The organism is Pseudoalteromonas sp. T1lg88, from assembly GCF_002964765.1.
Taxonomy (GTDB): domain Bacteria; phylum Pseudomonadota; class Gammaproteobacteria; order Enterobacterales; family Alteromonadaceae; genus Pseudoalteromonas.
In genome coordinates, this window is record NZ_PQCF01000006.1 from 361,601 (window position 1) to 380,551 (window position 18,951).

The 18,951-nt window shown below is 48.6% G+C and carries 17 protein-coding genes and 1 other RNA gene; 8 read left to right on the top strand and 10 right to left on the bottom strand.

The window, feature by feature from the left end; genetic code table 11:
• Positions 1-3: 3 nt before the first annotated feature.
• From mraZ to C2M34_RS03395, 3 genes are all read right to left on the bottom strand, one after another.
• Positions 4-462 carry a division/cell wall cluster transcriptional repressor MraZ gene (mraZ, locus tag C2M34_RS03385; RefSeq protein WP_105213444.1) on the bottom strand — a complete coding sequence of 153 codons (459 nt, stop codon included), beginning with the start codon at positions 460-462 and terminating at the stop codon, positions 4-6.
• Between the two features lie 499 nt (positions 463-961).
• Positions 962-1,942: a glutathione S-transferase family protein gene (locus tag C2M34_RS03390; RefSeq protein WP_105258066.1), complete on the bottom strand. Its 981-nt coding sequence runs from the start codon at positions 1,940-1,942 to the stop codon at positions 962-964.
• A gap of 9 nt (positions 1,943-1,951) precedes the next feature.
• Complete coding sequence (locus C2M34_RS03395) at positions 1,952-2,785, bottom strand: pirin family protein (RefSeq protein ID WP_105258067.1); 834 nt, start codon at positions 2,783-2,785, stop codon at positions 1,952-1,954.
• Between the two features lie 285 nt (positions 2,786-3,070).
• Here C2M34_RS03395 and C2M34_RS03400 point away from each other — a divergent pair, with 285 nt between their 5' ends.
• The 3 genes from C2M34_RS03400 (at position 3,071) to C2M34_RS03410 (ending at position 6,351) form a co-directional block, all read left to right on the top strand.
• Complete coding sequence (locus C2M34_RS03400; RefSeq protein WP_105258068.1) at positions 3,071-3,643, top strand: TetR/AcrR family transcriptional regulator; 573 nt, start codon at positions 3,071-3,073, stop codon at positions 3,641-3,643.
• A 138-nt stretch (positions 3,644-3,781) separates the two neighbouring features.
• Positions 3,782-4,762 (top strand): DUF2860 family protein, encoded by a 981-nt coding sequence (locus C2M34_RS03405; RefSeq protein ID WP_105258069.1) that lies wholly within the window; start codon positions 3,782-3,784, stop codon positions 4,760-4,762.
• 185 nt (positions 4,763-4,947) lie between these two features.
• Complete coding sequence (locus C2M34_RS03410; protein ID WP_105258070.1) at positions 4,948-6,351, top strand: MBL fold metallo-hydrolase RNA specificity domain-containing protein; 1,404 nt, start codon at positions 4,948-4,950, stop codon at positions 6,349-6,351.
• Between the two features lie 69 nt (positions 6,352-6,420).
• On the opposite strand, the gene rnpB is transcribed toward C2M34_RS03410, so the two are convergent.
• Together rnpB and rsmI are read right to left on the bottom strand one after the other, a co-directional pair.
• An RNA gene (gene rnpB, locus C2M34_RS03415) (RNase P RNA component class A) lies at positions 6,421-6,791 on the bottom strand.
• 40 nt (positions 6,792-6,831) lie between these two features.
• Positions 6,832-7,701, bottom strand: a complete 870-nt coding sequence (gene rsmI, locus C2M34_RS03420) for a 16S rRNA (cytidine(1402)-2'-O)-methyltransferase (RefSeq protein ID WP_105258071.1) — start codon at positions 7,699-7,701, stop codon at positions 6,832-6,834.
• A 66-nt stretch (positions 7,702-7,767) separates the two neighbouring features.
• Between rsmI and C2M34_RS03425 the strand changes: the two genes are divergently transcribed.
• Genes C2M34_RS03425 through dolP form a run of 4 tightly spaced genes read left to right on the top strand, consistent with a single transcriptional unit; the run spans position 7,768 to position 11,206 of the window.
• A complete protein-coding gene (locus C2M34_RS03425; protein WP_158681384.1) occupies positions 7,768-9,708 on the top strand; it encodes a penicillin-binding protein activator in 1,941 nt (646 codons plus the stop codon).
• Positions 9,674-10,045, top strand: a complete 372-nt coding sequence (locus C2M34_RS03430; RefSeq protein WP_105213452.1) for a YraN family protein — start codon at positions 9,674-9,676, stop codon at positions 10,043-10,045. Before C2M34_RS03425 ends, C2M34_RS03430 begins: the two co-directional genes overlap by 35 nt.
• On the top strand, positions 10,046-10,636 hold the full coding sequence (locus tag C2M34_RS03435) for an SIS domain-containing protein (RefSeq protein ID WP_105258073.1): 591 nt from the start codon (positions 10,046-10,048) through the stop codon (positions 10,634-10,636). It abuts the gene before it with no gap.
• Positions 10,637-11,206, top strand: a complete 570-nt coding sequence (gene dolP, locus C2M34_RS03440; RefSeq protein WP_105213454.1) for a division/outer membrane stress-associated lipid-binding lipoprotein — start codon at positions 10,637-10,639, stop codon at positions 11,204-11,206.
• A gap of 122 nt (positions 11,207-11,328) precedes the next feature.
• Here the strand turns inward: dolP and C2M34_RS03445 are convergent, their stop codons facing one another.
• Genes C2M34_RS03445 through C2M34_RS03465 form a run of 5 tightly spaced genes read right to left on the bottom strand, consistent with a single transcriptional unit; the run spans position 11,329 to position 16,213 of the window.
• Entirely contained in the window at positions 11,329-13,464 is a 2,136-nt protein-coding gene (locus C2M34_RS03445; protein ID WP_105258074.1) for a type IV pilus secretin PilQ, read from the bottom strand.
• Positions 13,448-13,984: a pilus assembly protein PilP gene (locus C2M34_RS03450; RefSeq protein WP_105199348.1), complete on the bottom strand. Its 537-nt coding sequence runs from the start codon at positions 13,982-13,984 to the stop codon at positions 13,448-13,450. The genes C2M34_RS03445 and C2M34_RS03450 overlap by 17 nt, the downstream gene beginning before the upstream one ends.
• Complete coding sequence (locus C2M34_RS03455; RefSeq protein WP_105213456.1) at positions 13,984-14,583, bottom strand: type 4a pilus biogenesis protein PilO; 600 nt, start codon at positions 14,581-14,583, stop codon at positions 13,984-13,986. Before C2M34_RS03455 ends, C2M34_RS03450 begins: the two co-directional genes overlap by 1 nt.
• Complete coding sequence (locus tag C2M34_RS03460; RefSeq protein WP_105199346.1) at positions 14,580-15,146, bottom strand: PilN domain-containing protein; 567 nt, start codon at positions 15,144-15,146, stop codon at positions 14,580-14,582. Before C2M34_RS03460 ends, C2M34_RS03455 begins: the two co-directional genes overlap by 4 nt.
• Positions 15,134-16,213, bottom strand: coding sequence for a pilus assembly protein PilM (locus tag C2M34_RS03465; RefSeq protein WP_105213457.1), 1,080 nt, complete (start codon positions 16,211-16,213; stop codon positions 15,134-15,136). The genes C2M34_RS03460 and C2M34_RS03465 overlap by 13 nt, the downstream gene beginning before the upstream one ends.
• 134 nt (positions 16,214-16,347) lie before the next feature.
• Here C2M34_RS03465 and C2M34_RS03470 point away from each other — a divergent pair, with 134 nt between their 5' ends.
• Positions 16,348-18,933 (top strand): penicillin-binding protein 1A, encoded by a 2,586-nt coding sequence (locus tag C2M34_RS03470; RefSeq protein WP_105258075.1) that lies wholly within the window; start codon positions 16,348-16,350, stop codon positions 18,931-18,933.
• Positions 18,934-18,951 lie beyond the last annotated feature (18 nt).

Genomic DNA, 18,951 nt, shown 5'->3' on the forward strand with positions numbered 1-18,951 from the left:
GAGTTAGAATGAAAAATCGCCGAGATCTTCATCCTGATCAAAATCTTGTTCTAATTCGATGGCAATATCTTTGGCCATCCGCTCTTGCCACAACGTCTCATCCCAGATTTCAAACTTGTTCGATTGCCCTACCAAAACGATTTTCTTATCGAGCTTTGCATAATCGCGCAAATGCGGCGCCAGCAACACACGGCCATTCTTATCAAGCTGATAATCCATGGCGTTACCCAGCACCAAGCGCTGCATGCGTTTGGCCCGTTCTTTCATATTCGAGAGGGCGGCGAGACGCTGTTCAACGATTTGCCATTCACTGAGGGAGTAGAGCAACAAACAGGGGTCGCCAATATTGATGGTGCATATAATTTCGCCGCCATTATCCGCAAGCAGCTGATTACGATACTTGGTTGGTATCGCAAACCGGCCCTTGTCATCAAGGCTGAGTGTGCTTGTGCCGCGAAACATGAGTTAAAAATGCCGTCCGTTTGTTGCTTGTTATTGTTTGCGGGTTATAGATCCATAAAGATCCACTTATACCCACAATTTCCCACTGAACTACAGTCTAGGGCTTGACAAGGCTTTTTGTCAAGCAATGAAAGTGTGGAAAATGGCGTCTAACCCTAGATAAAATGCGGCTTTAAGGGAAGTCCCTGAATTAGGTGGAAAAAAGTGGAGCGGATGATTACAGAGGCATCTTTCGTTCACTTTTTATTCAAGTTTGACACCGAAAAGTTCAGGCTGTCCGCCCTCTAGAGCGGATAAAAGCTAGGTATTTTGTATTAACAATTGAGCGTTTAAAAGACAAAAAACGGCTGTTGTTAGCCGCCATTTCTGCCCTCAAAGTGCCTTTATAAGGGACGGAATTGAATGTAAATAATTTTACTCTCACTGGAGCAAGCGGATAAAAAACAGGCAAGAAAATGTCGCGCCGGACAGTTACGACACGACATAGGTTATCACACGCCTAAGCGAAAAAGCGGCGGTTATGAGGGCGGGTAAAGTCTAGTCTGGGTCCCTTAGGCACCACGCGTGTGGGGTTAATTTGGCCATGGCTAAAATAATAATGACGCTTTATATGGTTGAAGTCTGTAGTGTCGGCCACACCCGGGTGCTGATACAGCTCACGCACATATTGAGATAAGTTCGGATAACTCTCTATGCTGCGCAGATTGCACTTAAAGTGGCCGAAGTACACGGCATCAAAGCGGATCAAGGTGGTAAATAAACGCCAGTCCGCCTCGGTGAGCCTGTTGCCCACCAAGTAGCGCTGTTTACTCAAGCGCAGCTCTAGGTGGTCCAGGGCCTTAAACAAAGCATCAAAGGCTTGCTCATAGGCTCGCTGCGTGGTTGCAAACCCAGCGCGATAAACGCCATTATTGATATTTTCGTAAACAAAGGCGTTGATCTCGTCTATTTCACTGCGCAACTCTTGCGGATAAAAATCCTGTTCGTCCCCGGTCAGGGCGTTAAACGCCGAGTTAAACATGCGTATGATTTCCGCCGATTCATTGCTGACAATGCGGTTGGTTTGTTTGTCCCACAGTACGGGAACGGTCACCCGACCGCTATAATCGGCTTTATTACGCGTGTAGATCTGGTGCATAAACTCACTGGCAAACAATGCATCGCCGCTGCTGCCCTCTCCTTGATTGAAGGTCCAACCGTTTGAGAGCATATCCGGGCTGACCACGGACACACCTATGTAGTTCTCCAGGCCCTTAAGTTTGCGAAATATCAGGGTGCGATGGGCCCAAGGACAGGCCAGAGATACATATAAATGATAGCGCCCCTTTTGTGCCTTAAATCCCGCCTCGCCACTTGGGCCCGCTTCACCTTCGGCCGTGACCCAGTTACGCAACTGAGCCGCTTCACGATTAAATTCACCCTGACTCGATTCGGTGTCATACCATTGATCTCGCCATTGACCTTGTACTAATAATCCCATGCTGCTCTCCTATTCAATTGTGCCAAAACGACCGGCCTGATAATCACGCACCGCTTGCATCAACTCTTCTTGCGTGGTCATCACGAAGGGCCCCATATGGGCGATCGGCTGCTTCAAAGGTTCACCGGCCAAGATCAACGCGCCACCTCCGTGCTCCGAGCTAAGAGCAATGTCACTGCCCGGCTCAAGGATCAAGAGATCACCCGCCTTATATTGGCCCTGCGCCAGGCTGCCCGTATGGATATAGACCATCACCTTAGACTGATGTAGCGGCGCTATATCCAGCCGCCCGCCCGGTTGCAACTCCACATCGGCCAACGCCGCATCTGCCGCCAGATTATTAAGCGGCGACTCGGCAATTTGCTCTGCCACTTGCCAGCTACCACCAAGTGCACGCAAGCGGGCACCAGTGTCATTTTTAATGACCGGCAAGGGTGTAGGAGTAGAATCCTGGTAGCGAGGCGGACGCATTTTCTCGGTACTCGGCATATTGATCCAGATTTGAAAACCATGCAGGCCCTCACTTTCGGCCAAGGGCATTTCACTGTGTATGACCCCACGACCCGTACTCATCCACTGCACATCGCCACTGCGAATGGCCTTTTGATTACCCAGGTGATCCCTGTGCTCAAAGCCGCCTTTTATCAGATAGGTAAAGGTTTCGATGCCGCGGTGAGGATGCGGCGGAAAGCCCCCCATATAATCTTTGCGATCATCGGACTTAAGCTCATCTAACATAAGAAACGGATCAAGATAACGCCCATCAAAACCGGCCACGCGGCGAATATTAACGCCGTCACCATCCTGTGTCGGCAAGGCCTGTAAAACATGTAAAACCTTCATTGAGTCTCTCCAAAGTTCTGTTACAGCCAGTTTAGTGTGCGTTTTTGTGAATTGTAATGCGAGAAATCAGCATGGAGGGTGCTAATTTTTAGCATTCAAATTTAGCTGCCGCACAGGCAAGAGTAATCAGTTGTAACTGCCCCGCTCAAAGCGGCTCACCAGGTTAAAAAGCGTGCCCACAATTGACAATTTGTAACCTAAGTTTGCCATACCCGTGTCGGCCGTTGACAGGCCAAGGCCCTAAGGCTGATAATCCCCTCGCCTTAAGTGAACGTTCGTTTTGTTATGAGATTAAAAGACGATAATAAAAAGCAAGCCATCTATCGCGCCGCCATGAGCGTGGTTACCGAGCAAGGGCTCGCCGGTGCATCCATGTCGAAAATTGGCCGAGCGGCCGGCGTATCGGCATCAACCTTATATGTTTATTTTGAAAATAAGGAAGACATGCTGAACAAGCTGTATGTGATGCTCAAGGAAGAATCGGCAAATGCCTATTTCGGCGACGTGAATAACGACACCTCGGTAAAGAGCGTTTTTTGCCAATATATTCGCAATATGTTTGCTTTTTTTATCGCTAATCCCATTATGTTTTCTTTTCAGGAGCAATTTAAAAATTCGCCCAATGTAAGTGCCCAAGCGCGTGCACGGGGCCTAGAGTGCGATGCACCTTTACATGAACTCTACACCCGGGCGGTAACTGAAGGATTGGTAGTCAGTTACCCGAAACCGGTTGTGCATGCACTGACCATAGCCCCCATCACCTACCTGATCCAGGCTCATCTGAACCGGGAAATCGAGGTGGATGCGCAATTGCTCGAGGCGACGGTCGATATGGCATGGCGGGCGGTAAGCCGCTAACTCTATTTAGAGCCAAATACACAAGCAGGTAATACACACCTGTTTTTTTACACCCTTTAAAAGAACGAACATTCGATTAATTAAATTAAATTGCTTACCAAGTCATCGAAAAGTTTTTAACCGTGGAGACACAGAAGTATGAAGATTCAATATTTAGCACCTATCGCCTTTCTAGCCAGTGGCAGTGCCTTCGCCGATTTAGGTGAGGCGGGCTGGAGTGGCGACGTATCCTTTATGGCCAGTGCCCGCAGCCACAAAAGTAACCTCTACAGCGGTGATGATGAGGTCAAAAATGGCACCTTGAATAGCAAGGGCAACAAAGAAGACGACGTAGTTGCCTTCCCTATCGGGTCGGTCAAATACACCTTTGGCGATACCAATAACCAGCAATTTTTTATTAACGGCGAAACCCGTGATGGTGTGCGCACCGGGTTATTCTCCGTGGCCTTAGGTTACCGCGTGGAAGTGGGCGAGAAATCCACCCTGGCCGTGGCTCTGATCCCCAACGTGATCGCCGATGAAGTATGGCGCGACCCCTATATGACCGACGAGCGCCGCCACGACACAGATATGGGTGATGACGCGGTGCGCATTACTTATAACAACATTCTCGATACCAACTTTTACGCCCAATTAACCGGTTTTAGCCGCGAGGTTGACGATGAGGATTCGGGCCTCAACAGCTACTCGGCGTTTCAAGACCAGCTAGAGCGTGAAGGCGACGGTTACTACCTCGAAGCCGGTTATGTGTTTGATCTAGGCCCACAGTCAAAATTCAAACTAGGCGCCAACTATAACGATTTCGATGCCGATGGCGATGCCATGTCTCTTGATGGTTACGGCGTAGAGCTAACCTACACCGCGGTATTCGGTAATCACTCTTTGGCCCTGTCAGCACGCTACCGCAGTACGGAAAACGATGAAATGAACCCCATTTTCAATCAGGTACAAGAAGACGATCGGTACTCGGCCATCCTGGCTTACAGCTACGACAAAATTGAGGGCTGGGACAATTGGTCAATTGTCGCCTCCGGTGGTACACGTCGCACCGACTCCAATATTGAGTTTTACGATGAAACCGAAAACTTTGCCGCCATGGGTCTGCGCTACCGTTTTTAAAGCTAAGAGCGATGCACAAGGACGTGATTTAAAGCGAGCTAGATGCTCGCTTTTTTCATTTTTATAGCGCCAAAACCTAGTGCTGATCTTGCCTATTTCGCCAAAACCTAAGGCCCGGCTCACACTTAGTCATTTTCCTCACTAAACTCATACTAGAAAAGCGAGTTATTTTGTGAGTTTATTTTATGGCTAAAATTACATTTCATGGCGCGGCGCAAGAAGTAACAGGCTCATGTCATCTGCTCTCCACACCGGCTCTTGGTGAAGTGTTACTCGATTGCGGCATGTTGCAAGGCATGAGAGGCAAACATAAGGTATCCAAAAAGCAGTTTACCTTTAATCCCAAGAGCATAGATGCCGTTATTTTATCCCATGCCCATTTAGACCATTCCGGCCGTTTACCCTCTTTAGTTCATGATGGCTTTGAAGGCCCCATCTATTGCACCGAAGCAACCTCACAGTTACTCCCTGTGATGCTTTTAGACGCCCTGGGTCTGTATGAAAACGATCTGATGCGGGAAAACCGCAGGTTAATGCGCAAGGGCAAGCCAGAAATTGAGCCTCTGTATTCTAAAGCCGACGTCTTAAAGGTGTTCGATTTACTTAAGCCCATCGCTTATAAAGAAAAGAAACAATTAGGGGATGGGGCCTTACTGTGCTTCTACGATGCCGGACATATTCTCGGCTCGGCCATTGTGGAATTAAAATTCGATGATGAGGGTCTACAAAAAACCTTGGTTTTCTCTGGGGATTTAGGCAACAAGGACACCCTGCTGATGAATGATCCCACCTTGCTTGAACATGCCGATATAGTTCTTATGGAAGGCACCTATGGCGATCGGGAGCATAAGTCACTCGGCGATACCCTAACCCAGTTTAAAGAGGTATTACACCAAGCGTTTGAAAATGGCGGTAATGTGATGATCCCAGCCTTTGCCGTGGGCCGTACCCAGGAGCTATTGCTGTATCTGGGTAAATTGCAGATGGCCGGTGAACTGGATAACTGGCAAATCTTTTTAGACAGTCCGATGGCGATAGAGGTCACGCAAATTTACGATCAGTGGCTGCCTACCTTGGATTGTGAAGGGGTTAAACCCTTATGCACGGGGGAGCAAACCCTGCTGAAAAACTTTCTTTCCACCCTGCATTTAATGGTGAGCGCCGAAGAATCCATGTCCATTAATAAGATCAGCAAGGGCGCGCTTATAATTGCCGGTAGCGGCATGTGTACCGGCGGGCGTATTACCCACCACTTTAAGCACCGTATTTGGGACAGTCGCAACACCTTAATTTTTGTTGGTTTTCAGGCCTACGGTACGCTCGGGCGCATACTGGTTGAAGGTGCGCAGCACATTAAACTCTTTGGTGACGATTTTATTGTTAAGGCCAATGTAGAAACCCTGGGCGGCTTTTCTGCTCATGCCGGACAAAGGGAACTGATTAACTGGGTCGCCAATTTTAAAAGCTTTCCCAAGGTGGTGTTGGTCCATGGCGAACCGGATGCCCTCACGGCACTGTCAGAAAAACTGCTACAAGAGCACAATATTAAAGCCGAGATACCCATTTTAGGACAAAGCATCGAGTTTTAATGGGGTTGTAATTTGTCGAACTAAGGTGAGATCCCAAAAGCCGCCTGAATAATCAGGCGGCCATGGAATTTGTTGAGTCAGCGTATAAGCCGGGTTCTGTTCTTTCCCGAGGGAAAGCGATAATCATTCGTCTAGGCCTAAGATCGCTCTTAGGCTCAAGCAACCTACCCGGTTCCGATGTGGGCCACACCATAAGGAACCCTATTTGGTCTTGCTCCGGGTGGAGTTTACCCTGCTGCCAACTGTTACCAGCGGCCCGGTGCGCTCTTACCGCACCCTTTCACCCTTACCGGTCCCGAAGGACTTAGGCGGTCTTCTCTCTGCTGCACTTGTCGTAGGCTCGCGCCCCCCAGCCGTTAGCTGGCACCCTGCCCTGTGGAGCCCGGACTTTCCTCCCCCTGATCATTTTCGTCACAGGCAGCGATTATCTAGCCGACTCGGGCGCTATTATACCTATTTACGCCTAACTAGCCAGCACGATCACTCCTGCTCCAGCATGCTTTTATAGAGGGCATTTTTCTTAAGGCCAAAATAATCGGCGGCAACGCCACAGGCTTTTTTAAGCGGCATATCCGCTTTTAACAGTTCGATAAGGCGAATGGCCTCAGGGTCAATATCTGTTTTGTCCGCCACCTTGCCCGGCAGCATAAGCACTATTTCCCCTTTTTGACGAGCCGGATCTTCTTCTAAGAAGGCGATCAGCTCAACCACAGTGCCGCTGAAAAAGGTTTCAAAGCTTTTGGTCAGCTCCTTGGCCAGTACAACCTGCTGTTGCTCACCCAAAGCCTGCTGTAAATCGTCCAAGCTGGCCATAATCCTGTGCGTGCTCTCATACATTATGCTAGTGATACCCGTGCTATGAGCTTGCTCATAGAACTCTTGGCGAGCCTTGCTCTTAGCTGGTAAAAAGCCAACGAACTGGAATTTATCCGTGGGTAATCCAGAGCAGCTTACCGCGGCAATGGCGGCGCAGGCACCTGGAATAGGCGTGACCCGAGCACCTCTGGCGCGACACAGACTCACTAGGGCATAGCCTGGATCGCTAATAAGCGGCGTGCCGGCATCGCTAACCAAGGCGACATTCAGCCCCTCTTCAAGCCACTGCAGAATTTGCTGTGCTTTTTGCTTTTCATTATGGTCGTGCAGAGCCATAGTGCGCTTACTGATCCCCAAATGCGATAACAGCTTAGCGGTATGACGGGTGTCTTCAGCCGCGATTAAGTCGACCTCGGCTAGGGTTTTGATTGCACGCTGGCTGATGTCATCTAAATTACCTATGGGCGTGGCAACTATATATAAGGTGCCGGCGTTTGTGTGGGGATGATGGGTTGAAATATCCGCATTGGACATTGAGCTCTCCTGCATCAGTCAGTAAGATAAGCGAATCACACTATGGCCAATTGGAACACAAAGACTGTGCGACTCAAATCGATTGCTGGTTTAGTGCTATTGTCAGGCTTATCCGCCTGCAGCACAACACAAAAGCCCCAAGAAAATATAAATACCACGACAAATATCATCGCCCCGGCCGAACCCGAGGTTTTGTCGGCTCAGCAGCTCTATAGTCAGGCGCTGGAATTAAAGGGTGACCAGCAGCGATTTAAACTGGTGGCAGCACAGAAGCAAGCCCTTGCCGAGCAAGATTGGCAAACCTTGCAGGATGTCAGCGATACCCTGCTAAAGAAGCATCCACGCTGGCATACACAAGCCTTACTGGTCCGTGCCTATGCACAAATAAAACTAGGCAATCCGAATAACGCCTTACGCGAAAGTGCCTCGGTGCAAGCTCAGCTCAGCACCCCAGAGCATTTTTATTGGCATCAATTGGTGCAGGGAGCAACCTACGCCTATATGCGTTTAAATAATCAGGCCGTGCCTTTTTTACTACGCGCTTCGGAAAGTGCCGACCGTTACGGTATTGATGACGCCGAAGTTAACCCGCTGCTGTGGCAAAGCCTGCAAGGACTTACCACTGAACAACTGCAAGGCTTTAACAACGGCTCCAGTATCCAGCAAGGCTGGATACAGCTGGCGCTTATTAAACAGCTTTATCTTGGCCAACCGGTGGAATTACACAGCGCTTCCAATAATTGGCAGCGTCGTAATCCAGATCACCCAGCCAGCTTTGCCCTGGATGAGAAAGTTGCCCAGCTAATGCAGGTCGAACCTTATAAGGTTGCCAACCTTGGCGTTTTTCTTCCTCTCAGTGGTGGTAACCGCACCCTGGGGGAAGCGGTTAAAAACGGCGTGATTGCGGCGTTGGACAAGCATAAATTTAATGATGTGTATTTTATTGATGCCAATCTTAGCAACGAAGAAATTCAAGCGGCCATCAGTGCTAATAATATCGACTTCGCCATAGGCCCGCTGTTAAAGGGCAATATCAATCGCTTTGAACAACAGGCGCTGCTCGAAGGCATCCCCAGCATCTACCTAAACCGCAGCGATTACCTGCGCCAGTCATCGCAGCACTTTTATTTTGCCTTGGCGCCGGAGCACGAGCTGGATCAAGCCCTGCAACACTTTATGGCTCAAGGCTTTAAAAAGCCGCTGATTTTGGCCAGCAATGATCGCTCGGGCACGCGTTTAAGTGAATACTTCAGCACTCAATGGCTGCGTTATAACGAGCAGGCTCCCTTGGTGGGCTTGTTCGATGACAATAAGGCCATGGAGCAGGTGATAAGCGATATCCTTGAAGTTGGCCAAAGTGAAGCCCGCATCGAGCTCATTGAAAGCCTGTTTAAGCAAAAGGTGGAAAGCGAAACCCGCTCACGCCGTGATATCGACGTGATCTACCTGCTTGCCGATGCCACACAAACACGCTTGTTAAAACCTTATTTAGATGTCAATGTCAGCACCTTTGTCGATCGCATTCCCCTGTATGCCAGCTCTAAGAGTCATAGCACGCAAATAGACAGCAGCGACAAGCGCGACCTGAACGGCTTATACTTTACCGAGCTGCCCTGGATGCTGCCGACGACAGGCGTAAATAATATGACCAACCGTCAGCTTAAAGAAACTGTGCAAGGGCTGTGGCCAAATCAGGCCGATATAGAGCAACGCCTGTTTGCCATGGGCTATGATGCTATCACTGTTATTCCAGAGCTGCGCCAGTTAAGCATGCTACCGGGTAAAAGCCTGCCAGGATTAACAGGACAATTAAGCGTAAACAGCGAGGGCGAGGTGGTACGTCACCTGGCTTGGGCTCATTATCAGTCGCGGCAAATCGCCCCGGTGAATCTTGAGCATATCAGCCCAACGCCACTGTTAAGGCAAGAGTTAAAGCAGGACCCAGAGCAACAGCCGCAAGAGGAATCAAGCGATGTTTTGGCTACCGAAGGAATGGCGCAACACTAGAGCAAAAGGACAACACTACGAGCTGCTGGCCGAGGACTATTTAAAGAAGCAGGGCCTGACGCCGGTCGCTCGTAATTATAATTGTCGCTACGGCGAGTTAGACCTGATCATGAAAGAAGGGCTAACCTGGGTGTTTGTCGAGGTTAAGTTTCGCCGCCAAGCTGGCTTTGGTGGTGCACTCAATGCCTTAACGGAGCAAAAAAGGCAGCGACTAAGGCGCACCATAGCCCATTATGTACAAAAGCATAACTTGGCGCACTGTATACTCCGCGCCGACTATGTGGCCATTGAAGGCCAGTCGGCACCCCAATTTCACTGGATAAAAAACGTACTATAAATGCAGGAACAAATTAAAGAGCTTTTTACCGAAAGCATCCAAGCGCAAATTGCCGCCGGAGAGGTATTACCCGGAGTTTTGGAATCGGCGTCACTTAGCATTGCCCAAGCACTGATCAATGGCAATAAACTGCTTTGCTGTGGCGCTTCCAGCTGCCATATGCTGAGCGATCATTTTGCCGCCTTGCTGGTAAACTTTTTCGAAACAGAACGCCCTTGTTTGCCAGCCATTTCCTTATCACCACAGGCATTAAACCTAAGCTCACAACCCAGTACTAACCGCAGCCGAGATATTTTTGCTAGGCAGATACGAGCGCTGGGTGAGCAAGGTGACCTGCTGCTGGTACTCGCCATTAACGGTAATGAAAAAACGGTGATCAGCGCCGTTGAAGCCGCCTTAACCAAGGATATGACGGTGATCGCCTTAGTTGGCGATGATGGAGGCGAATTAGCCGGATTACTGAGCGCTAATGACGTGGAAATTCGCATCCCCGCCAAGCGGCCAAGTCGTATTTTAGAATCACACCTTGTCAATCTGCACTGCCTTAGTGAGCTTGTTGACATGACGCTGTTTCCTCAGGGAGAAAACTAAATGAATAATAAGAGTCTTATCGCAGTTCTCGTTGGCACCTTATTGCTGCAAGGCTGTGCCGCCGCCGTAGTCGCCGGTACTGCAGGTGCAGTCACCGCTGCCAATGATCGCCGCACCATAGGCAGCCAGATAGACGATAACAATATAGAAATTAAAGCCACTTTAGCCATCAAGGAGCGCATCGGCCAACGAGATGATGCCAATGTCACAGTGGTAAGCTATAACGGCATCGTCTTGCTACTCGGCCAGGTGCCCAGCGAGCAGATGAAGTCACAGGCCCAAAGTGCCGCCGAGGGTGCCGATGGCTTACGTCGCCTGCATAACCAGTTGCGCCTGGGCTCACCGACCAGCATCAGTACACAAAGCCACGACGCCTGGCTCACCTCTAAGGTGAAAACTCAGCTCTTAGCGGCAGACGATGTCAGTGGTAACAATATTAAGGTGGTCACAGAAAATGCCGAGGTCTTCTTAATGGGTCTGGTTAGCAAAACCGAAGCCGAACGTGCGGTGCAAATTGCCCGTAATATCTCCGGTGTTGAGCGCGTGATCAAGGTGTTCGAGTACATCTAATAGCCTCTAAAATATTCGCCATATTAAAGGCCACTGCAAAGTGGCCTTTTTCATGTCTAACGCTTTATAGCAGGCATAAAAAAAGCCACTCTGATGAGTGGCTTTTTACTAAGCTGTGAGGTTTACAGCGTACTCTCTACCATGATCTTCGGCGTTACGAAGATAAGCAGTTCACGCTTCTCGTTACGCTCACTGGTTGAGCGGAACAGGGCGCCTAGGTAAGGAACGTCGCCCAGTAGCGGTACCTTACGAGCTGAGTTGATGATCTGCTGCTGGTAAATACCACCTAGCACCACGGTTTGACCGTTTTCAACCAGCACCTGAGTCTCGATACGTTGAGTATCGATAGCTACCGCCGGACCCGTTGCCGTGTCTACGGTGTCGCCTCGGGTATCCTGCGTGATAGCCAGGTCAAGGATAACCTTGTTATCAGGAGTGATATGCGGAGTAACCTCCAGGCTTAGCACTGCCTTTTTAAAGGTAACCGTTGTTGCACCACTTGAAGCCGACTGCACATATGGGATTTCAGTACCCTGTTCGATGCGCGCCTTTTTCTGGTTTGCTGTAGTGATACGCGGGCTGGCGATGATCTCACCCTTGTTCTCTTGCTCCAGAGCAGATAACTCAAGGTCAATCAATTGGCCATTTGCTAACTTAGCCACGTGCATACCAATGCTACCCGCAGGATTAGCAATTGGTAGGTTAACGTTTAGGCGGTCACCGAGGCTTGGAGTGCCATTGTAAGCAATGTCGTTTGCACCGATTAGGTTACCCGATACACCTGTTACTGTACCCGTTGCCCCAGGAAATGACGTACCATTTCCCCAGCCGCCATTACCATCACTGAAGCCCCAACGAATACCCAGGTCTTCTTGGATATTATCGCGTACCGTTACCATACGTGACTCGATAACAACCTGCTTCACCGCTACGTCTAGGGTCTCAACCATACGGCGCACGTTTTCGATGCTCTTGGCCGTATCCTTGATTAATAAGGTGTTGGTACGGGCATCAACCGACACGCTACCACGGTTAGATAGAATGCTGTTTACATCGGTTTGCAGTAGGTCAGCAAATTCCTGTGCCTTGGCATAGTTAAGCTGAATATACTCGCTGTATAGCGGCTCCAGGTCTTCAACTTGCTGCTTGGCTTTTAACTCTTTCGCTTCACGAGCAGCCAATTCTTCGGTTGGAGCAACCATCAGAATCGAACCTTCCATACGCTTATCCAGGCCTTTTACTCGTAGTACGATATCAAGGGCTTGGTCCCAAGGAACACCGTCTAAACGTAGGGTGATATTACCTGAAACCGAATCGCTCACTACTAGGTTGAAACCATTGTAGTCGGCGATGATCTGCAATACCGCACGGATAGAGATATCCTGGAAGTTCAATGACATAGGGCGACCTTGGTAGTCTTTGCCATTGCCAAGAAAGCTGCGCTTCGACTCATCTTTTTCCAAGGTAATGGTAAAGATGTTGTCAAGTTGCTGATAGTTATAATCGAATGCGTCTGTGGTGTCGATTTCGATGCGGCTGTTAGAACCTTCTTTAAAGGTTTCTACCATGCTCACCACGGTACCGAAGTCCATAACATCCAATTGATACAGCAGGTCGTCAATGATATCCGTATTGTGGAATTCAACAACTACCTTGCCCGCTTGTTCTTGTACGTCGATAGCGGCCATGTTTTCTTGTAAGAATACCAATACGCGCGCTTCACCCTTTTCGCCGCGACGGAAATCCAAGGCTTGAATACGGTTGATGTAGTTAGCACCTTCGTTTTCTTCAGCAATGGTTTGCGATGCGTCTTGTACTGGGTTATCGGAAACGTGTAAATAGAACAGGTTTTTATCTATACGCGTCTGATAAATCTTCAGGCGATCTAGGAATACAGTTACCTTAAAGCCGTCATTAACGAACTCGCTGGTTACCTTCTCTACGCCGGCCTTATTGATCAGTACTTCTTCAAGGCTTTGCTCATAATCAGCCTCATCAAAGAAAAGCTCAATACGCGCTGGCTCACTGAATACCTGAATTTGCGGTTCGATATAGATTTCTTCATCGAATACAAACTCGACCTCAGTTTCACCTTCCAGCAATGGGTTATAACGAACGTCGTACAACAAGGGTACGGCGGTCGCAAAACTCGACATAAACAGGGTAGCTACTGCGAGTACCAAAGAATAGATACGATTCATTTTGAATGCGTTATTTTGCATTGTGCTGTTACCTTGATTTTTATGAACTGGAATCATCACCTGCCTCCAACATTTCTAGCTTGGTCAGGCGTTCTTTCCAACATCCTGCTCCATCAGGGATTAACTCTAATAATTCTATGTAGTTATTGCGTACCTGAGTCACTTTGCCGTGATACAAGCCAACATAATTGCCTTTTGAAATACGGTGCAATGTTGCGTCCGATGCCTTGACCAGAGCCCAAGTTGCAGGCCCTGAACCGAGTGTGCCTTTCATTGACAGGTTATCTAAAGGATAACGCTCCAAAGGCTCTTTCTTACGCTGTGGATCCGGGTGTAAACAGTTTTGCACCTGGATCAACTTATCCTGAATCAGCTCAGGTTTAGGCGCCACAAACGGGCTACGTAAGTCTGATGCGCTGTAGGCAAAATGCTCAAACTGGGCAATTTCAGGAATTGGCTCCACCTTGGGCTGCGTACTGGCTTTTACTCGGTTGATAAACTCTCTTTGCTCGGTCGTGTCATCAAAACACCCACTCACTAACAGTGTTAACGAGGCGACTGCGAGGAGTTTTTTCATTATTCATCCCCCTCATAACGGTAAGTCTTAGCGACCACACTAAACACTAGCTGGTCATCACCTGTAGCTTCGATGTCAAAGTCGTGCAAGCTGATAATACGTGGTAGCTGCGCTACCTTACCTACGAATTCACCAAACTCGTGGTAGCTTCCTTCAACCTCAATCTTGATGGGTAGCTCGGTGTAGAATTCTTTTTTAATCTCCGGCAACCAACCAATTTTAACAAAGGTCAGGCCACTGGTTGTTCCTACATAAGAAAGGTCATCCAGTAATCCGGGAGTTTCATTCGAAGTCGGCAGCTTTTTCAATAGCTGGGAGAATTTCTCTTCCATCTCTTGCATCTGCTGCTTGTAAAGTTCCAAACGACTGGCTTTGGAATACTTCACTCGGTAGCTGTCGCGCAATTCAACTTCTTTCTTTTGCACGCTTTCAAAGCCACTGACTTTATCTTCCACCAGAAGTTTATAGCTAAAGAACAAGACTAAACCGGCGGCTAATAGACAGACCAAGCCCTTTACCAAGGCTGGCCATTCGCCTATGTTATCGAGCTCCAGCTCACCCCACTCGATATCACTAAAGGCTTTAAAACCTGAACTCATTGTTGCACCTCGCCAATCTCACCGAAGGACTTCACACTGAATTGCATATTGAAATCACTCAACAAACGAGCTTCTTCTTCCCCGGCAACAATGCCTCGTAGGGATGCTCTTTCTAGTAGGTATGAGCCTTCAACTTGACGAATCATGGTTGATAAGCGGTTATTGGACTCACTCTTACCCGATATCTGAATTGCATCACCGCGACGTTCTAAGGTCGTAAAGTAAACGCCAGAAGGAACGATTTTCGCCACTTCATCCATAATGCGGGTACCCAGGTTACGGTTACTCTGTAGCTCTTCAATCAGGCGCATACGCTGTTGCAAGCTTTCTTTTTTCTTATCAAGCTCACGAATTTCGGCGATACGCTGATCCAGCACTTGAATTTCCCGTACTAAAAAGTTGTTACGCACATTCTGACCATCGATCATGGCGCCGTAGACTTGGCTAAGCGCAAACATGGAAGCAAAGGCAATCACAATCACCGCCACCAAGATGGTGACGAAATTTTGCTGCGCTTCCTTTCGTGCGGCTTCACGCCAAGGCAATAAATTTATATGTGGCATGCTGAGAAGCTCCTCAATGCAAGACCCGTGGCGACGGCGAATTGGGCCTTATGCTTGCTGATCAGCTCCTGATCAACACGCGAACCAATTTCCATATGGGCAAAGGGGTCAACAACAACGGTATGAATACCCAGTTCATCGACAAGCAACCTATCCAGGCCATCGATCATGGTCGTACCGCCAGACAAGACAATGTAATCCACTTGTTCTTTACCACTGGTGGTCAAAAACATTTGCACCGCGCGACGAACCTGCTGCAACAAAGAAGTTTGGAACGGAGCCAATACCTCAAAGGTGTAGTTAGGCGGTAAGTCGCCCGTGCATTTAGCACGTTCGGCTTCATCAAAGTTTTTGTTGTAGTAGGAGACTATGGTGTTGGTGTATTGCTCACCACCAAATACCTGGTCACGGGTATAGATGGTCTCACCTTTTTGCACCACGCTGACCAAGGTCATCATCGCACCGATATCAACCAAAGCCACCACCTTGTCTTTGGCATCTTCTGGCAATGCCCCGTAGGCCACATCCAGACTCCTGCTTAAAGCATAGGTTTCCACATCAACCACCTTGGGTGTGAAACCACCGGCCTCAACCGCTCCGGAACGCGCTTCCACGCTTTCCGTACGCGCTGCCGATAGCAACACATTGACCTTTGACGGGTCGGCTTCGTTGATGTCGAGCTTTTCGAAATCAATGCTGACCTCATCCAGGGGATAAGGGATTAAGCTATCCGCCTCGATTTCGATCTGCGATTCCAGTTCAGCATCACTTAATGACACGTCCATAAAGATCACCTTGGTAATCACCGTCTGACCAGACACAGCAACAACGGCATGACTGACAGACTTTGGAATGCGTCTTCTGAGTTTTGCGATTACGCGGCCAATCGCCTCAATATCTTGTATGTTACGCTCGGCCATAGCCCCTTTGGGCATAGGTTCGATCGCAACAGCATCGAGACGATAACCCTGATCCTGCTGTGTTAATAACACTGCTTTAACAGAGTGTGAGCCGATGTCGATGCCCACCATGGCGGGCACTGACTTTTTGAGAAGTCGATTTAACATAAGAGCAACGTGAAACCTTTTTTTATAATTATAATAGACTTATAAATTATTGATGAAAAAATTTTATTCACTTTCTAATCAAGATATACTAGCAACCTCTGCGCTCAATTGGGAGTCCAAATAGGGAATTATCCGTGAAAATATTCAAAAAATTTTTACAAATCCTTTGCATATGTGGCCTCCTGGGCTGTATTACTCTGGTTGCTTTATACCTTTACGTGAAGCCTGACATCCCCAGCGTAGCGGTATTAAAAGATGTAAAGTTACAAACACCAATGCAAGTTTTTACGCGGGATGGCAAACTGATCAACCAGTTTGGTGAGAAGCGGCGAATCCCTGTAAAAATCAACGACGTCCCGGAACCACTCCTAAAAGCATTCCTGGCTACCGAAGATAATCGTTTTTATGAACACTACGGTATCGACCCTATAGGTATAGTACGTAGTGCTTTAGTACTAATATCCACCGGCGAAAAGCGCCAGGGAGCCAGTACTATTACAATGCAATTGGCTCGAAACTTCTTTTTAACTCGCGAAAAAGCATATATTCGAAAAGTTAAAGAAATATTTATCGCCATTCACATTGAACAATTATTAAGCAAAGATGAAATTTTCGAGCTTTATCTTAATAAAATAGAATTAGGAAACCGCGCTTTTGGTATTGGTGCGGCAGCCCAAGTTTATTATGGTAAGTCGCTCGATGAATTAACTCTAGCACAAATGGCGATGATTGCAGGTTTACCTAAAGCACCTTCGGCATTAAACCCTATTCGTAATCCAGAACGAGCAAAAGCACGCCGTAATGTGGTGCTCTCACGCATGTTGGATGAAGGTTATATCAGCACTTCTGAATATCAGGAAGCAACAAGTGCTCCGATCACTGCCACCTTCCATGGTGCCGAGATAGAACTCTATGCGCCTTATATTTCCGAAATGGCCCGTGCAGAGCTGGTTGCCATGTACGGCACCGAGCAGGCTTATAATTCCGGCATCAAGGTATATACCTCGGTAGAATCGACCATGCAGGCGGCGGCACAAACCGCGTTAAGGGATAACCTTTATGCCTATGATATGCGACACGGTTATCGCGGCCCAGTTGCTTACCTGTGGCAAAATGACAGTGAAGAAGCTGTTGCCGAACAAGAGTTAGCGCAATACCTAAAAGGGGTGAATACACAGGCCGATCTTCATGCCGGTGTCGTCATGTCTGTTGAAGAGCAGGCTATAACGGTACTGACCAAAGACAGTGAGCACCTCACCATAGATTGGGAAGGTCTGAAATGGGCACGTACCTATATCACTCAGTCACGCCAGAGCTTTGCCCCCAAGACCGCCGCCGATATCTTGAACCCTGGGGCGCAAATTTGGTATCGCTTCGATAAAAATGACCAGCCTTTACTGGCACAAATTCCCGATGCGTCCAGCGCCTTGGTATCTATCGACCCTAAAGATGGCCGCATCAAAGCCATAGTTGGCGGCTACAGTTTTGAACAAAGCCAGTACAACCGTGCCGTACAGGCCAAGCGTCAGGTCGGTTCAAATATCAAACCCTTTATTTATTCCGCGGCGCTGGAGCATGGCTATTCACTGGCAACCATAATCAATGATGCGCCAATCAACCATTGGGATAAAAGTCAGGGGGTTGCCTGGCGTCCAAAAAACAGCCCGGAAAAATATGTAGGGCCAATTCGCGTACGTCGCGCCCTGGCTCAATCTAAAAACGTGGTCTCGGTACGTCTGATCCGCGGTGTAGGTGTCGACACCACAGCCGATCACCTGCTTAAATTCGGCTTTAAGGACGAAGATATTCCACACAATGAAACCCTGGCCCTGGGTAGCGCCTCGTTAACACCGCTGGAATTAGCACGTGGTATGAGCGCCTTCGCCAATGGCGGTCACTTGGTGGAACCCTACTTTATTAGCTCCATAGTCACCAGCGAAGATGAAGTGCTTTATCAGGCCCAGCCTTTGCTTGCCTGTAGCAATGAACAAAGACGCAAAAATGAAGTGTTGGCCGAGTTTGCTGAGCTTGAAAAATTGATCGCTGAGGAAACCAACACAGATACACAATTAGCAATCGACCCGCAAATCGATGAACTAGAGCAACAGCAAGAGCAAACCATGCCTAGCTGTGCGCCACGGGTGATCTCAGAGCAGAATGCCTTTTTGATTGCCGATGCCATGAATAGCGCCATTTGGGGTGGCGGCAGTTGGCAGCATGGCACCGGCTGGAACGGCACGGGTTGGCGTGCCACCGATTTAAAACGTCGTGATTTATCAGGTAAAACCGGTACCACCAACAACTCGGTAGATACCTGGTTTAGCGGCTTCAATGCCAATGTTATGACCACAATTTGGGTTGGCTTCGATAACCCGGGTAACCCATTAGGGCGAACCAGCTACAACAATAATCTCGACCGCGGTCAGATTTTTGGTGCCGAGTCCGGCGCCAAGACTTCACAACCGGGCTGGATCGACTTTATGCGTGTGGCCCTGGAAGATCAGCCCTATGCGGCGATTGAGCCACCTGAAGGCTTAGAGTCGGTACGTATCGACTTGAAGACCGGACTGCTTAGCCATAACAATGATCATACCAGCCGCTTCGAGTACTTTATTAAAGGCACGGCACCGACCCGTTACGCGGAAAAGGCTCCGCCCGTGCTATTTGAAACTCAAACATCAGGCGATAAACCCCTGCCCTCTGAGGATGAATTGTTCTAACCAAAAAATAAAAAAGCC

What these genes read in the sequence shown, in the direction of transcription:
- rsmI (WP_105258071.1), bottom strand. Translation starts at nt 7,701, where the DNA reads ATGTCCAATGCGGATATTTCAACCCATCATCCCCACACAAACGCCGGC.
- C2M34_RS03430 (WP_105213452.1), top strand. Translation starts at nt 9,674, where the DNA reads ATGTTTTGGCTACCGAAGGAATGGCGCAACACTAGAGCAAAAGGACAA.
- C2M34_RS03390 (WP_105258066.1), bottom strand. Translation starts at nt 1,942, where the DNA reads ATGGGATTATTAGTACAAGGTCAATGGCGAGATCAATGGTATGACACC.
- C2M34_RS03435 (WP_105258073.1), top strand. Translation starts at nt 10,046, where the DNA reads ATGCAGGAACAAATTAAAGAGCTTTTTACCGAAAGCATCCAAGCGCAA.
- dolP (WP_105213454.1), top strand. Translation starts at nt 10,637, where the DNA reads ATGAATAATAAGAGTCTTATCGCAGTTCTCGTTGGCACCTTATTGCTG.
- C2M34_RS03465 (WP_105213457.1), bottom strand. Translation starts at nt 16,213, where the DNA reads ATGTTAAATCGACTTCTCAAAAAGTCAGTGCCCGCCATGGTGGGCATC.
- C2M34_RS03405 (WP_105258069.1), top strand. Translation starts at nt 3,782, where the DNA reads ATGAAGATTCAATATTTAGCACCTATCGCCTTTCTAGCCAGTGGCAGT.
- mraZ (WP_105213444.1), bottom strand. Translation starts at nt 462, where the DNA reads ATGTTTCGCGGCACAAGCACACTCAGCCTTGATGACAAGGGCCGGTTT.
- C2M34_RS03445 (WP_105258074.1), bottom strand. Translation starts at nt 13,464, where the DNA reads ATGATTCCAGTTCATAAAAATCAAGGTAACAGCACAATGCAAAATAAC.
- C2M34_RS03460 (WP_105199346.1), bottom strand. Translation starts at nt 15,146, where the DNA reads ATGCCACATATAAATTTATTGCCTTGGCGTGAAGCCGCACGAAAGGAA.
- C2M34_RS03450 (WP_105199348.1), bottom strand. Translation starts at nt 13,984, where the DNA reads ATGAAAAAACTCCTCGCAGTCGCCTCGTTAACACTGTTAGTGAGTGGG.
- C2M34_RS03410 (WP_105258070.1), top strand. Translation starts at nt 4,948, where the DNA reads ATGGCTAAAATTACATTTCATGGCGCGGCGCAAGAAGTAACAGGCTCA.
- C2M34_RS03400 (WP_105258068.1), top strand. Translation starts at nt 3,071, where the DNA reads ATGAGATTAAAAGACGATAATAAAAAGCAAGCCATCTATCGCGCCGCC.
- C2M34_RS03455 (WP_105213456.1), bottom strand. Translation starts at nt 14,583, where the DNA reads ATGAGTTCAGGTTTTAAAGCCTTTAGTGATATCGAGTGGGGTGAGCTG.
- C2M34_RS03395 (WP_105258067.1), bottom strand. Translation starts at nt 2,785, where the DNA reads ATGAAGGTTTTACATGTTTTACAGGCCTTGCCGACACAGGATGGTGAC.